Source organism: Rhodanobacter sp. OR87 (assembly GCF_000473345.1).
GTDB classification, from domain to species: domain Bacteria; phylum Pseudomonadota; class Gammaproteobacteria; order Xanthomonadales; family Rhodanobacteraceae; genus Rhodanobacter; species Rhodanobacter denitrificans.
The window spans coordinates 20,047-32,956 of record NZ_AXBJ01000002.1 but is presented as its reverse complement, the minus strand read 5'-3'; the positions used below and the strand labels follow the sequence as shown (position 1 = coordinate 32,956).

17 protein-coding genes are annotated in these 12,910 nt (G+C 65.0%); 4 read left to right on the top strand and 13 right to left on the bottom strand.

Annotated features, from left to right (window positions below; genetic code table 11):
- Positions 1 to 45: 45 nt before the first annotated feature.
- From RHOOR87_RS0101930 to merR, 13 genes are all read right to left on the bottom strand, one after another.
- Entirely contained in the window at positions 46 to 471 is a 426-nt protein-coding gene (locus RHOOR87_RS0101930) for a F0F1 ATP synthase subunit epsilon (protein WP_027484060.1), read from the bottom strand.
- 55 nt (positions 472 to 526) lie between these two features.
- Positions 527 to 1,939, bottom strand: coding sequence for a F0F1 ATP synthase subunit beta (gene atpD / locus RHOOR87_RS0101925; RefSeq protein WP_007512397.1), 1,413 nt, complete (start codon positions 1,937 to 1,939; stop codon positions 527 to 529).
- A 141-nt stretch (positions 1,940 to 2,080) separates the two neighbouring features.
- Complete coding sequence (atpG, locus tag RHOOR87_RS0101920) at positions 2,081 to 2,998, bottom strand: F0F1 ATP synthase subunit gamma (RefSeq protein ID WP_027484059.1); 918 nt, start codon at positions 2,996 to 2,998, stop codon at positions 2,081 to 2,083.
- A gap of 80 nt (positions 2,999 to 3,078) precedes the next feature.
- A complete protein-coding gene (atpA, locus tag RHOOR87_RS0101915) occupies positions 3,079 to 4,629 on the bottom strand; it encodes a F0F1 ATP synthase subunit alpha (protein WP_027484058.1) in 1,551 nt (516 codons plus the stop codon).
- A 61-nt stretch (positions 4,630 to 4,690) separates the two neighbouring features.
- Positions 4,691 to 5,224 carry a F0F1 ATP synthase subunit delta gene (locus tag RHOOR87_RS0101910; protein ID WP_027484057.1) on the bottom strand — a complete coding sequence of 178 codons (534 nt, stop codon included), beginning with the start codon at positions 5,222 to 5,224 and terminating at the stop codon, positions 4,691 to 4,693.
- A gap of 3 nt (positions 5,225 to 5,227) precedes the next feature.
- A complete protein-coding gene (locus RHOOR87_RS0101905; protein ID WP_027484056.1) occupies positions 5,228 to 5,698 on the bottom strand; it encodes a F0F1 ATP synthase subunit B in 471 nt (156 codons plus the stop codon).
- 95 nt (positions 5,699 to 5,793) lie between these two features.
- On the bottom strand, positions 5,794 to 6,081 hold the full coding sequence (gene atpE / locus RHOOR87_RS0101900) for a F0F1 ATP synthase subunit C (protein ID WP_027484055.1): 288 nt from the start codon (positions 6,079 to 6,081) through the stop codon (positions 5,794 to 5,796).
- 68 nt (positions 6,082 to 6,149) lie between these two features.
- Complete coding sequence (gene atpB / locus RHOOR87_RS0101895; RefSeq protein ID WP_027484054.1) at positions 6,150 to 6,968, bottom strand: F0F1 ATP synthase subunit A; 819 nt, start codon at positions 6,966 to 6,968, stop codon at positions 6,150 to 6,152.
- Between the two features lie 3 nt (positions 6,969 to 6,971).
- Positions 6,972 to 7,454: an ATP synthase I gene (locus RHOOR87_RS18920; protein ID WP_081699977.1), complete on the bottom strand. Its 483-nt coding sequence runs from the start codon at positions 7,452 to 7,454 to the stop codon at positions 6,972 to 6,974.
- A gap of 139 nt (positions 7,455 to 7,593) precedes the next feature.
- Positions 7,594 to 7,983, bottom strand: a complete 390-nt coding sequence (locus RHOOR87_RS0101885; protein ID WP_027484052.1) for a phasin family protein — start codon at positions 7,981 to 7,983, stop codon at positions 7,594 to 7,596.
- Positions 7,984 to 8,135: 152 nt separating this feature from the next.
- Positions 8,136 to 8,498, bottom strand: a complete 363-nt coding sequence (gene queD / locus RHOOR87_RS0101880; protein WP_007512421.1) for a 6-carboxytetrahydropterin synthase QueD — start codon at positions 8,496 to 8,498, stop codon at positions 8,136 to 8,138.
- 376 nt (positions 8,499 to 8,874) lie between these two features.
- Positions 8,875 to 9,165 carry a hypothetical protein gene (locus RHOOR87_RS0101875; RefSeq protein ID WP_155950899.1) on the bottom strand — a complete coding sequence of 97 codons (291 nt, stop codon included), beginning with the start codon at positions 9,163 to 9,165 and terminating at the stop codon, positions 8,875 to 8,877.
- A 69-nt stretch (positions 9,166 to 9,234) separates the two neighbouring features.
- Positions 9,235 to 9,642 (bottom strand): Hg(II)-responsive transcriptional regulator, encoded by a 408-nt coding sequence (merR, locus tag RHOOR87_RS19705; RefSeq protein WP_007512423.1) that lies wholly within the window; start codon positions 9,640 to 9,642, stop codon positions 9,235 to 9,237.
- Positions 9,643 to 9,712: 70 nt separating this feature from the next.
- Between merR and merT the strand changes: the two genes are divergently transcribed.
- The 4 genes from merT to RHOOR87_RS0101850 all read left to right on the top strand — a co-directional run bounded on the left by merT (position 9,713) and on the right by RHOOR87_RS0101850 (position 12,870).
- Entirely contained in the window at positions 9,713 to 10,063 is a 351-nt protein-coding gene (gene merT / locus RHOOR87_RS0101865) for a mercuric ion transporter MerT (RefSeq protein ID WP_007512424.1), read from the top strand.
- Between the two features lie 12 nt (positions 10,064 to 10,075).
- Positions 10,076 to 10,354 (top strand): mercury resistance system periplasmic binding protein MerP, encoded by a 279-nt coding sequence (merP, locus tag RHOOR87_RS0101860; RefSeq protein WP_027484050.1) that lies wholly within the window; start codon positions 10,076 to 10,078, stop codon positions 10,352 to 10,354.
- A 460-nt stretch (positions 10,355 to 10,814) separates the two neighbouring features.
- Positions 10,815 to 12,494 (top strand): mercury(II) reductase, encoded by a 1,680-nt coding sequence (gene merA / locus RHOOR87_RS0101855; RefSeq protein ID WP_081699976.1) that lies wholly within the window; start codon positions 10,815 to 10,817, stop codon positions 12,492 to 12,494.
- A gap of 13 nt (positions 12,495 to 12,507) precedes the next feature.
- Positions 12,508 to 12,870, top strand: coding sequence for a MerC family mercury resistance protein (locus RHOOR87_RS0101850; protein WP_027484048.1), 363 nt, complete (start codon positions 12,508 to 12,510; stop codon positions 12,868 to 12,870).
- Positions 12,871 to 12,910: the final 40 nt, after the last annotated feature.

Below are 12,910 nucleotides of genomic sequence, written 5' to 3'. Positions count from 1 at the left end.
CGCCTTTTGACTTTTGCTTTGCGCTCACGGACGAGCGCACCAACCTCAGTGCTTGAGGCTCTTGCGCAGGCGCTCCAGCGCCTGCAGCTGGGTAATCGCCTGGGCCAGCTTGACCTGGGCCTCGGCAATTTCCATCGCATCGGTGCGGTTGGCCAGCGCGTCCTCGGCTTCCTTCTTGGCGCGCTGCGCGGAGGCCTCGTCGAGGTCGGCGGCACGCGCGGCGGTGTCGGCCAGCACGGTGACCACCTGCGGCTGCACTTCCAGCATGCCGCCGGAAATCCAGAACTGCTGGCGCTCGCCGCTGGCCAGCAGCACGTCGACGTGGCCCGGCTTGAGGCGGGTGATCAGCGGCGCGTGGCGCGGCGTGATACCGAGCTCGCCGATTTCGCCGGTGGCAACGACCATCGTCGCGTCGCCGGAGAAGATCTCGGCTTCGGCACTGACGATGTCGACGCGAATGGTGTGGGTCATGACTCAGGTTCCAAATGCTTAAAGCGACGGGCGGGCACGCGGTCCGCCCGCGGGATCAGGCGGCCTTCTTGGCGCCCATCTCTTCCGCCTTCTTGATCGCCTCGTCGATGCCGCCGACCATGTAGAACGCCTGCTCCGGCAGATGGTCGACGTCGCCGTCGACGATCATCTTGAAGCCGCGGATGGTTTCCTTCAGCGACACGTACTTGCCCGGCGAGCCGGTGAACACCTCGGCCACGTGGAACGGCTGCGAGAAGAAGCGCTCGCACTTGCGCGCGCGCGCCACGGCCTGCTTGTCCTCTTCGCTCAGCTCGTCCATGCCGAGGATCGCGATGATGTCCTTCAGTTCCTTGTAGCGCTGCAGCGTGCCCTGCACCTTGCGGGCGACGTCGTAGTGCTCCTGGCCGATCACGTTCGGATCGAGCTGGCGGCTGGTCGAGTCGAGCGGATCCACCGCCGGGTAGATACCCAGGCTTGCGATGTTGCGCGAGAGCACCACGGTCGCGTCCAGATGGGCGAAGGTGGTGGCCGGCGACGGATCGGTCAGGTCGTCCGCGGGCACGTACACGGCCTGGATCGAGGTGATCGAGCCGGTCTTGGTCGAGGTGATGCGCTCCTGCAGCACGCCCATTTCCTCGGCCAGGGTCGGCTGGTAGCCCACCGCCGACGGCATGCGGCCGAGCAGCGCGGACACTTCGGTACCGGCCAGCGTGTAGCGGTAGATGTTGTCCACGAACAGCAGCACGTCCTTGCCCTTGCCGTGCTCGTCCTTCTCGTCGCGGAAGTACTCGGCCATGGTCAGGCCGGTCAGCGCCACGCGCAGGCGGTTGCCCGGCGGCTCGTTCATCTGGCCGTACACCATCGCGACCTTGTCCAGCACGTTGGAGTCCTTCATCTCGTGGTAGAAGTCGTTGCCCTCGCGGGTACGCTCGCCCACGCCGGCGAACACGGACAGGCCCGCGTGCGCCTTGGCGATGTTGTTGATCAGCTCCATCATGTTGACGGTCTTGCCCACGCCGGCGCCGCCGAACAGGCCGACCTTGCCGCCCTTGGCGAACGGGCAGACCAGGTCGATCACCTTGATGCCGGTTTCCAGCAGATCGTTCGCGGCGGCCTGGTCGGCGTAGCTCGGCGCTTCGCGGTGGATCACCCAGCGGTCCTGCTCGCCGATCGGACCAGCCTCGTCGATCGGGTTGCCGAGCACGTCCATGATGCGACCGAGCGTCTGCTTGCCGACCGGCACCTTGATGCCTTCGCCGGTATTGCGCGCCGCGAGGCCGCGCTTCAGGCCCTCGGTCGAACCGAGCGCGATGGTGCGCACGATGCCGTCGCCCAGCACCTGCTGCACTTCCAGCGTGATCTCGGTGCCGTCGATCTTCAGCGCGTCATACACCTGCGGCACCTGGTCACGCGGGAACTCCACGTCGATGACCGCGCCGATGATCTGAACAACTTTGCCCTGGCTCATGCTGATAGCTCCGGATGAATCTCTTTAAGATTTCGATTTGTACAAAGCGCCAATGAAACGTCGCTCTTACTAGGAGTGCGGCCATGGATGGCCGCCTTTTGATCTTGCTCTGCGATCAGGGACGATCGCATTCATACCCACTTACACCGCCGCTGCGCCGCCGACGATCTCGCTGATTTCCTGGGTGATCGCGGCCTGGCGGGCCTTGTTGTAGACCAGGGTCAGCTCGCCGATCACCTTGTTCGCGTTGTCCGACGCGCTCTTCATCGCGACCATGCGCGCGGCGTGCTCGCTGGCCAGATTCTCCAGCGCCGCCTGGTACACCACCGACTCGATGTAGCGGGTCAGCACGTGCTCCAGCACGGTCTGCGCGTCCGGCTCGTAGATGTAGTCCCAGTCGTGGCTCGCTTCCAGCTTCACGCCGGCATAGGCCGACTCGCCCGCTTCCTGGTGCGCTTCCATCTCCGCGGCCACCAGCGGCAGCGGCAGCAGCGCATCGATGGTCGGCTTCTGCGTCATGGTGTTGACGAAGTCGTTGTAGGCGAGGAACACCCGGTCCAGGCCGTTGGCCTGGTAGGCATCCATCATCACCTTGATCACGCCGACCAGTTGTTCGAGCTTGGGCTTCTCGCCGAGGTGGCTGACGCTGCCGACCAGGTTGACACCCTTGAGGCGGCGGAAGAACGCCACTGCCTTCTGCCCGATCGCGACCACGTCGACCTGCACGCCCTGCCGCTGCCATTCGGCGATCGCCGGCAGCAGGCGGCGGAACAGGTTGGAGTTGAGGCCGCCGCACAGGCCGCGGTCGGTCGACACCACGATGTAGCCGACCCGCGCCACGTTGTCGCGCTGGACCAGGAACGGATGGCTGAAATCGGTGCTGGCCTGGGCCACGTGCGCGATCACCTTGCGCATCGAGCGTGCGTACGGACGCGAGGCCTTCATCAGGTCCTGCGCCTTGCGGATCTTCGAGGCCGAGACCATCTCGAGCGCGCGCGTCACCTTGCGCATGTTCTGCGTGCTCTTGATCTTGGTTTTGATTTCGCGTCCGCTGGCCATGCTCTATTCCGCTCGTTGTGCTCGCTGGTGGGAAGGGGTCCCGTTACCGCCGAACCCTTCCGATTCGCTCTTGCCAGGTCTTACCAGCTACCGGTCTTCTTGTACTCGTCCAGCGAAGCTTTGAAGACGGCCTCGATGTCCTTGTCCCAGTTGCCGGTGGCGACGATGGTCTTCATCAGGTCGGCGTGGTTCTGGTGCATGAACGCGTGCAGGCCCTTCTCGAACGCCAGCACCTGGTTCACCGGCAGGTCGTCGAGGTAGCCCTGCTCGGCGGCGTACACCGACAGCGCCAGCTCGGCGATCGACAGCGGCGAATACTGCTTCTGCTTCATCAGCTCGGTGACGCGCTGGCCACGGTCCAACTGGGCGCGCGTGGCCGGGTCCAGGTCCGAGGCGAACTGCGCGAACGCGGCCAGCTCGCGGAACTGCGCCAGGGCCAGCTTCACGCCGCCGGACAGTTTCTTGACGATCTTGGTCTGCGCGGCGCCGCCGACGCGGGACACCGAGATGCCGGCGTTCACGGCCGGGCGGATGCCGGCGTTGAACAGATCGGTTTCCAGGAAGATCTGGCCGTCGGTGATCGAGATCACGTTGGTCGGCACGAACGCCGAAACGTCGCCGCCCTGGGTCTCGATGATCGGCAACGCGGTCAGCGAACCGGTCTTGCCCTTCACTTCACCGTTGGTGAACTTCTCGACGTATTCCTCGGACACGCGCGAGGCGCGCTCGAGCAGACGCGAGTGGAGATAGAACACGTCGCCCGGATACGCCTCGCGGCCCGGCGGGCGCTTCAGCAGCAGCGAGATCTGGCGGTAGGCCACGGCCTGCTTGGACAGGTCGTCGTACACGATCAGCGCGTCCTGGCCGCGGTCGCGGAAGTATTCGCCCATCGCGCAACCGGAGTACGGCGCGACGTACTGCAGCGCAGCCGACTCGGACGCCGAGGCGACCACGATGATGGTATTGGCCAGCGCGCCGTTCTCGTCGAGCTTGCGCACAACGTTGGCGATCGACGAGCGCTTCTGGCCGATCGCGACGTAGATGCACTTAATGCCGGAATCCTTCTGCGCGATGATCGCGTCGATCGCCAGCGCGGTCTTGCCGGTCTGGCGGTCGCCGATGATCAGCTCGCGCTGGCCGCGGCCGACCGGGATCATCGCGTCGACCGACTTGTAGCCGGTCTGCAGCGGCTGGTCGACCGACTTGCGCCAGATCACGCCCGGCGCGACCTTCTCGATCGGCGCGTTGAGCTTGGCATTGAGCGGGCCCTTGCCGTCGATCGGGTTGCCCAGCGCGTCGACGACGCGGCCGAGCAGCTCGGGGCCGACCGGCACTTCCAGGATGCGGCCGGTGGTCTTGGCGGTGTCGCCTTCGCGCAGGTGCTGGTATTCACCGAGCACCACCGCGCCGACCGAGTCGCGCTCGAGGTTCAGCGCCAGCGCATACGCGTTGCCCGGCAGCTCGATCATTTCGCCCTGCATCACATCGGCCAGGCCGTGGATGCGCACGATGCCGTCGGACACGCTGATGATCGTGCCCTCGTTGCGCGCTTCCGCGCCGAGCTTGAACTGCTCGATGCGGCTCTTGATCAGTTCGCTGATCTCGGACGGATTCAAAGTGGTGCTGGACATGGCAAGTTTTCCTGGGATTCGCGCCGCGTCAGCGGCACCCGATAGGTTTTGATTCTTTGGATCAGTGCGAAAGGGCGCTGGCCATCTGCGCCAGACGTCCGCGGGCGGAGCCGTCGATCACCTGTTCGCCGGTATCGATCACCACGCCGGCCAGCAGCGAGGCATCGACCCGGGTTTCCAGTTCGATCTCGCGCTTGAAGCGGCGCTTCAGCGATGCCTTGAGCTGCTCGGCCTGCGCGGCGTCCAGCGCCATCGCGCTGGCCACCTTGACCAGCAGCTGCGACTCGGACTCGCGCTTGAACGCCTCGAACAGTTCGGCCACTTCCGGCAGCAGGACCAGCCGGCGCTGCTCGGCCATCTCGCCGAGGAAGTGCCCGAACGGGCCGTCGGCGGCCGTGCTGGCGGGCAGATGCAGCGCCACCAGCTGTGCCGGCAGCACCCGCGGATCGTTGGCGAGGTCCGCCACGCGCGGGTCCTTCGCCACCGCGGCGGCGAACGCCAGCGCCTGCGACCATGCCTGCAGCGTACCGGCCGCGTGCGCCACTTCGAAGGCGGCGCGAGCGTACGGGCGGGCGAGGGTGATTGCCTGGGCCATGGATCAGATCTCGGCCGCGAGCTGGTCGAGCAAGGCCTTGTGCGTCGAGGCGTCGACCTCGCGCTGCACGATCTTGCTGGCGCCCTGCACGGCCAATGCACCGACCTGCTCGCGCAGCTGGTCGCGGGCGCGCTGCGCCATCGAGGCGATGTCGTCCTGCGCCGCGGCCTTCAACCGGTTGATCTCGGCGATCGCTTCGCCGCGGGCCTTCTCGATGATCTGGTTGGCCTGCTGCTGGGCCTTGTCGATGATCTCGGAGGCCTGCTGGCGGGCCTGCTTGATCTCGCCGGCAACCTTCACGTCGGCGCTCTTCAGCTCGGCGTGGGCGCGCTCGGCCGCATTCAGGCCTTCGGCGATCTTGACCTGGCGATCTTCGATGGCCTTGTTGATGTGCGGCCAGATGAAGTGGACGCTGAACCAGATGAGGATGGCGAAAGCAATCATTTCGCCGATCAAAGTGCCGTTGGGAAGCATCGCTGCGTTACCTGTAACGTGGATTTACGAGCACGGGGCCGAAGCTCCCGCACGAGGCAACGGCGCCGCCGGAACGGCGCCGTGAACCAAGGCGATCAGTGACCGGTCGCAACCGTCAAGTTCGCCAGCAACGGGTTCGCCACGGCGAAGTACATAGCCAGCGCCACGCCGATCAGGAACGCCGCGTCGATCAGACCGGCCAGCAGGAACATGCGGCCCTGCAGCAGCGGCACCAGCTCCGGCTGGCGAGCAGCGGCCTCAAGGAACTTCGAACCCATGACGCCGATGCCGATACAGGCACCCAGCGCACCGAGGCCGATGATCAGGCCGAGCGCGATGGCGGTGAAGGACTGGACTTGAGCAATGTGAGCGATGAGTTCCACGACGGTCTCCTGAGAAATTCAAACTGAAATAGATAAAACGGTTGAAACAGATGATTCGAAAACGTCGATCAGTGGTGATCGTGTGCCATCGAGATGTACACGATGGTCAGCACCATGAAGATGAAGGCCTGGATCGAGATGATCAGGATGTGGAAGATGCCCCACACCGTGTAACCGATGATGCCCGCGCCGTACAACGCCCAGCCAGCCAGGCCGGCCCCGGCGCTGAACAGGCCGGCGATCAGCATGAAGACCAGCTCGCCCGCATACATGTTGCCGAACAGTCGCATCGCCAGGCTCACCGGCTTGGACAGCAGCTCGACCAGATTCAACGCGAAATTGGGAATCCACAGCAGCGGGTGCTTGCCGAACGGCGCAGTGAACAGCTCGTGCATGAAGCCGTTAAAGCCCTTGGCCTTGAAGCTGTAGAAGATGATCAGCAGGAACACCGTGATCGACATGGCGAACGTCATGCTGGTGTCGGCGGTGGGCACGGCACGGAAGTGCTTGATACCGAACATCTCGGTGATCCAGGGCAGCAGATCAACCGGCAGCAGATCCATCGCATTCATCAGGAACACCCAGACGAACACGGTCAGCGCCAGCGGCCCGAGCACGCGGCGATCGCCGTGGAACACGTCCTTGACCTGGCCATCGACGAACTCGAGGATGATCTCGACGAAGGCCTGGCCCTTGCCCGGCACGCCGGCGGTGGCCTTGCGCGCCTTCAGCCAGAACCACAGGCAGAACAGCACGCCCAGCACCAGTGACACAGTGATCGAATCGATGTGCACCGCCCAGAACCCGCCTTTGCTGGCATGCGGAACCAGGTGCGTGAGGTGGTGCTGAATGTATTCGGTAAGACCGCCAGTCGGCTCGCTTGCCATGGATCAACCCTTGAATCTGAACGCCACCAGATAAACCGCGTAAGCCGCCGCCAACCCCGTGATGGCGGCCGGCGGTGGCAACTTGAATTGGAACAGGATCACGACCAGCCCCCCGACGATCACGCTCCACTTCAGGAGCATGCCCGTCAGCAGGCGACCCAGTGCCTGGCCTGCCCCGCCGACGTCGCCGAAAAACCGCACCGACATCAGCGCGGTACCCAGCGCCACCGTCGTCGCCCCTGCCGCCGCCGCCACCGCTTCGCGATGACCCAGCGCCAGGAAAACCAGGCCAGCCAGCAACGCCACAGCAAGCTGCAGCAGGATGATGCGCAAGGCGAGGCGTCGACCCGAGGCTAAACTGTTGAGCACGTAGCGTCTCCGCGCGGCCTGCACCAGGCGGCACCGATACAGCTGCGGGCCACGATCCAATCCATAAAAGTATATCAGCGCGGCAATTGCAGCGACAAGCCATGCGGCCTGCGGCATCGCGTCCGGCCGCCGGATTCCGTGACCCAATCGTCCCACCCGACTCACCGCCATGCATTGGCCGACGGCACACACAAACAGGGCCGAACACGAGGTTCGGCCCTGTTTCATCGCATGGAGGCGCGACGGTGCTGCGGGATTACTTCGCGGCAGCCTTCTTGGCGGCGGCGACCGGCGCGGCAACGGCATCGTTGGCGGCCTGGCGCTGCTCCTGCACGAGCGCATTCAGCGACTCGGCGGTCTTCTGGGTGACCGCGAGCACTTCCTGCGAAACCGCCACCGTGCGCTCGGCGTTGTCGCGGCTCAGGCTGGCACCCTTCTCCCACAGGCTGCGCAGGCCGTTGATGTCGCGGGCCTCCAGGGCCTCGGCGACGAATTCCGCGGAAGCCTTGGCCTGCTCCTCGAGGGCCTTGAGCTGCAGCTCGGCGACTGTCTCCAGACCCTTCAGGGCCAGCGACTGCGCCTTGAACGCGCTGTCGGTGAACTGCTTGGTGTAGGCGAAAAGCTGGTTGTTGAGCTGCTGCGTCATGGCGTAGTCCTCGTGGAGGATGGGGTAGTGGCAGGTACTCTAGCAGCGCTTTTTGTGCATTGCAATATATTTTTTGTAGATCGTTCGCGATGTCAGCAAATATTCATTTGAAAACGCCAATTTATGACGGAACCATGAAACATTGCGACGCGTCAAAAGCTGTCACGACTACAACTCGCCCCGGAGGTGCAGGTTTCGTGCACCACCACCTTGTCCAGCCCCGAAAGGCGCGGCTGCAATCGTTGCCAGATCCAGCGCGCCAGCATCTCGCTGGTCGGGTTCTCCAGCCCTTCGATCTCGTTGAGGTAGTGATGGTCGAGCTGGTCGAACAGCGGCGCGAAGGCCGCCTTCACGTCGGCAAAGTCCATCACCCAGCCCAGTTGCGGGTCCGGTTCACCCGCCAGATGGATCTCGATGCGGAACGAATGCCCGTGCAGCCGCGCGCACTTGTGCCCGGCCGGCACGTTCGGCAGCCGATGCGCCGCCTCGATCTGGAATACCTTGAAGATATGCATGGCGGACGCCCGCGTGTCGTGACGAGAGGGACCGACGGAAAGACACACGCCCGGTTCTTGGTGGCTATGGGGGGAGGGGTAGCATAGCCACCAGTCGAACCGAGAACCTAGTGTTTCTGCGGCTTCCCGCCGACGCGGATTGGTCGATTGTAACAGTTGGTGTAGCAGTTGCTGTAGCACTTTACGTAGCCACCCATCTAGGTAGCCGAGGTCCGCGGGCGGCTGTCTGACTTGCGCTCAAGGCGGAACATACCCGCCGCCCACCCTTATTCGGGGGTTAACAGCGGACTCGAACCATCGTCCATCGTGGTGCAGTTCGGGCAAGTCGTTCGTGCTTCCTCACAGCGCGCGGTCGGTTGCCCCACCTGACCTTCCCTTAGCGGCACCCCAAGAACCCCTTGTGAAACTCCTGCAGCAGCGTCAAGGCGCGCACAGGGTCTGCGCGGTCCATCTCGGCTGCCAGTCGAAGAGTGCCGGCCGGATCGACCTGCGGCTCCAGGATGCTGGTGATGGTGATGGTGATGGTGGTGATGGACCGCTCGTTACCGGGCTGGTCAAGGACAGATCTTGCATCTGCACCTAGCAACCACGCGCCGGTGTTGATGCACAGCCGATGCGTAGCTGCGCCGGGTGTTTTCGCGCTGCGCCGCTTGCGGATAGGTTCCAAGCGAGTGGCATGGCATGGTCGGAACCATTCGTCAGTGGCATGGACGGAGGCAGTGGAGAAACATTGACGTCAACCGCCGTGCAACGAGGCAATAAGGGGGCAGCTGATCGCGCCGCGATGCGAACCACACTGAGTCACCAGTCGGGACAGGGCGGTCTCCATGCGCTTGAGGTCTTTCAGGCGCGCGCGTACATCGGCCAGGTGCCGCGCGGCGAATTCCGCCGCCTCGCTGCAATGAGTGCCGTCCTCCAACGTGAGCAGTTGCGCGACTTCGTCGAGGCTAAAACCCAGTCGCTGCGCCGATTTGACGAACTTCACTCGGGCCACGTCCGCATGGCTATAGCGACGAATACCGCCAAGAGGGCGCTCTGGTTCGGGTAACAACCCTCTGCGCTGGTAGAAGCGGATCGTCTCGACACCAACTCCTGATGCCTTGGCGAAGGTGCCGATGGACAGGTTGTCTTGTGCCGAATTCATGGACTTGACTCCGTACTTGACTACGGAAATACATTACTGCCGCGACGACAAATTTGGAAGGAACATACACATGTCTGAACCCACCCACGGCAAGGGCGCTTTGGCCATCGGCGGCCTCGCGGCAATTCTTGCGTCCACTTGCTGCCTTGGTCCGTTAGTGCTGGTCATGCTGGGCTTTTCGGGAGCATGGATCGGCAATCTGACGATCTTGGAACCATATCGGCCGATCTTCATCGCGGCAGCCATAGTGCTGCTGTTCTTCGCTTACCGCCGCATCTTTCGTCCCGCCGCTGCCTGCCGGCCGGGCGAGGTGTGTGCCATCCCGCAAGTACGGGCAACCTACAAGATCGTCTTCTGGGTCGTCGTCGCGCTGGTGCTGGTCGCGCTGGCGTTTCCCTATGTTCTGCCACTGTTCTATTGAAGGAGACATTTCATGAAAATACTTTCTATGCTCATCGCCCTTGCCGCGGCCTTCAGTGCGCCTGCATGGGCGGCCACGCAGACCGCCACCCTGTCGGTGCCGGGCATGACGTGCTCCGCCTGTCCGGTCACAGTCAAGAAGGCGCTGTCCAAGGTGCCCGGTGTCGAAAAGACCCAGATCCTTCTCGAACAGCGCCAGGCCATCGTTACCTATGACGATGCCAAGACCAGCCTCGCCGATTTGACCAAGGCGACCACGGATGCCGGCTACCCATCGACGCAGGTGCGCTGATGGCCTTGGCGTGCGCGTGGCCGACAAGGCTGGCCTGGGCGGCAGCGTCGTTTTGGCGGCATCCTGCGTGAGCTGCTTTCCCGGTATTGGCAAGCTTGGGGGTGGCGGTGGGACTCGGTTCGCTGAGTCCGCACAAGGGGCTGTTCGTGCGCATCCTGCTACCGCTGTTCGCCGGCATCGCGCTGATAGCCGACGCTCGGCCGGCTCAGCCATCGCCAGTGTCGGCGCACCGCGGCGTGCCTGCTGGGTCCGGTCGCCGTGCCGGTCGCGATATTGCTGATGCGGGCGTCGGGCTACCGCTCCGGCTGGTTGCTGTATCCGGGGCTGGCGCTGATGGTGGCGTATCGATCTTCGTCCTCCTCGCGGCCAGGAAGAGTTTGCGTGGTACCCCTGGCCGGCAAGTGCTGATTTCCATGTGTGGCTCCCAAGTACGGGAGCGACTCACCAGGGCTGAATTTGCATGACTGAAACATACGGTTTGAACAAACAGGCGCTCGAGGTCACTGGCATGACCTGCCAGGCATGCGCTCGCCACGTGCAGGAGGCGCTGTCCAGCGTGGATGGCGTGACTAGCGCCAGCGTGGACTATCCGACGGCTACCGCCCAGGTGGTGGCCGGTGCGGCGCTGTCCGTCGCCGCGCTCAATGCCGCACTGCCGCCGCCCTATCGCGTACGAGCGCTGGCGCGGCCGCCGGCCGCGGATCACGCGGCAAGGCATGGCGGGCCCGTGGCCGGCCATGACGCCCGTCTGCGTGTGGCGGTGATCGGCACCGGCGGCGCAGCAATGGCTGCGGCGCTCCGGGCCGCCGAGCGCGGTGCGCAGGTGACGGTGATCGAACGCGGCATCGTCGGCGGCACCTGCGTCAACATCGGCTGTGTGCCTTCCAAGATCATGATCCGCGCTGCTCACGTCGCTCATACCCGCCGTCACAGCGCGTTTGACGGCGGCATCGACGCCCACGCACCGGCGATCCGTCGCGACGTGCTGCTGGCCCAGCAGCAGGCGCGGGTGGAGGAGCTGCGCCACGCCAAGTACGAGCGCATCCTCGATGGCAATCCGGACATCACGCTGCTGCGCGGCGAAGCGCGCTTCGTCGACGGCCACACGCTGCGCGTGCGCCTGGCCGAAGGCGGCGAGCGCACGGTGGCTTTCGACCGCTGCCTGATCGCGGTGGGCGCCCGGCCGGCGGTGCCGCCGATCCCCGGCTTGGCCGACACACCGTACTGGACGTCCACCGACGCGCTGGCCGCCGACCGCATTCCGAAGCGTCTGCTGGTACTCGGCTCGGCCGTGGTGGCCTGCGAGCTTGGCCAGGCCTATGCGCGGCTGGGCAGCCGGGTGACGATGATCGCCCGCAGCGAGTTGTTCTTCCACGAGGACCCGGCCATCGGCGAAGCCATCGGCCAGATCTTTGCCGACGAGGGCATCACCGTGCTGCGTCAGACCCAGACCCGCGCGGTGCGCCATGAAAACGGCGAGTTCATCCTCGACACCAGCGCCGGCCAGCTGCGCGGCGATGCGCTGCTGGTAGCCACCGGCCGCACCCCCAACGGTGACACGCTGGAGCTGGCCCAAGCCGGCGTGCGCACGGGCAAGGGCGGCGCCATCGAAGTCGATGCGCAGCTGCGTACCTCGGCCAGCCACATCTACGCCGCCGGCGACTGCACCGACCAGCCGCAGTTCGTCTATGTCGCCGCCGCCGGCGGCACCCGCGCCGCGATCAACATGACCGGCGGCGACGCCCAGCTCGATCTGTCGGCCATGCCGGCGGTAGTGTTCACCGAACCGCAGATCGCCACGGTGGGGCTGAGCGAGGCCGAGGCGCATCTGAAGGGTATCGAGACCGACAGCCGCACGCTCACCCTGGACAACGTGCCGCGCGCGCTCGCCAACTTCGACACGCGCGGCTTCATCAAGCTGGTGGTGGAGGCGGCCAGCGGCCGGCTGATCGGCGTGCAGGCGGTGGCCGACGGGGCCGGCGAGCTGATCCAGACCGCGGCCATCGCGCTACGCGCCGGGATGACCGCTGCCGAACTGGCCGACCAGCTGTTTCCGTACCTGACCATGGTCGAGGGGTTGAAGCTGGCCGCGCAGACGTTCAGCAAGGACGTCAAGCAACTTTCCTGCTGTGCAGGTTGAGGGAGACCATCGCATGAAAGATCTTCTCAAACAGCTGGGCAGCCTGCTCGGCGCGCTGTTGGCGGCGGCCTGCTGCCTGGGCCTGCCGCTGCTGCTCAGCGCGCTGTCGGCGGCCGGTCTGGGCTTTCTCATCCATGACGCGATCTTGATCCCGCTGCTGGCAGCCTTCGTGGCACTGAACCTGTGGCTGCTATGGCGGGCCACCGGCCGTCATGCCAGGCGGCAGCCGTTCGTGCTCGGTGTATTCGGCGGCGTACTGGCCGTGGTCGGCCTGTACATCCACCCGCTGGCGGCGACGCTGGGCCTGCTGCTGTTGGTGGCCGCCAGTTTTTGGGATTTTGCCAACGGCCGCCGCGCGAGGACCTGCGCGCACTGAATGCGCTTTGCCGCCGCTGCCCTCACCGCCAGGAGTCCTG

What these genes read in the sequence shown, in the direction of transcription:
- RHOOR87_RS0101930 (WP_027484060.1), bottom strand. Translation starts at nt 471, where the DNA reads ATGACCCACACCATTCGCGTCGACATCGTCAGTGCCGAAGCCGAGATC.
- atpD (WP_007512397.1), bottom strand. Translation starts at nt 1,939, where the DNA reads ATGAGCCAGGGCAAAGTTGTTCAGATCATCGGCGCGGTCATCGACGTG.
- atpG (WP_027484059.1), bottom strand. Translation starts at nt 2,998, where the DNA reads ATGGCCAGCGGACGCGAAATCAAAACCAAGATCAAGAGCACGCAGAAC.
- atpA (WP_027484058.1), bottom strand. Translation starts at nt 4,629, where the DNA reads ATGTCCAGCACCACTTTGAATCCGTCCGAGATCAGCGAACTGATCAAG.
- RHOOR87_RS0101910 (WP_027484057.1), bottom strand. Translation starts at nt 5,224, where the DNA reads ATGGCCCAGGCAATCACCCTCGCCCGCCCGTACGCTCGCGCCGCCTTC.
- RHOOR87_RS0101905 (WP_027484056.1), bottom strand. Translation starts at nt 5,698, where the DNA reads ATGCTTCCCAACGGCACTTTGATCGGCGAAATGATTGCTTTCGCCATC.
- atpB (WP_027484054.1), bottom strand. Translation starts at nt 6,968, where the DNA reads ATGGCAAGCGAGCCGACTGGCGGTCTTACCGAATACATTCAGCACCAC.
- RHOOR87_RS18920 (WP_081699977.1), bottom strand. Translation starts at nt 7,454, where the DNA reads ATGCCGCAGGCCGCATGGCTTGTCGCTGCAATTGCCGCGCTGATATAC.
- RHOOR87_RS0101885 (WP_027484052.1), bottom strand. Translation starts at nt 7,983, where the DNA reads ATGACGCAGCAGCTCAACAACCAGCTTTTCGCCTACACCAAGCAGTTC.
- queD (WP_007512421.1), bottom strand. Translation starts at nt 8,498, where the DNA reads ATGCATATCTTCAAGGTATTCCAGATCGAGGCGGCGCATCGGCTGCCG.
- merR (WP_007512423.1), bottom strand. Translation starts at nt 9,642, where the DNA reads ATGAATTCGGCACAAGACAACCTGTCCATCGGCACCTTCGCCAAGGCA.
- merT (WP_007512424.1), top strand. Translation starts at nt 9,713, where the DNA reads ATGTCTGAACCCACCCACGGCAAGGGCGCTTTGGCCATCGGCGGCCTC.
- merP (WP_027484050.1), top strand. Translation starts at nt 10,076, where the DNA reads ATGAAAATACTTTCTATGCTCATCGCCCTTGCCGCGGCCTTCAGTGCG.
- merA (WP_081699976.1), top strand. Translation starts at nt 10,815, where the DNA reads ATGACTGAAACATACGGTTTGAACAAACAGGCGCTCGAGGTCACTGGC.
- RHOOR87_RS0101850 (WP_027484048.1), top strand. Translation starts at nt 12,508, where the DNA reads ATGAAAGATCTTCTCAAACAGCTGGGCAGCCTGCTCGGCGCGCTGTTG.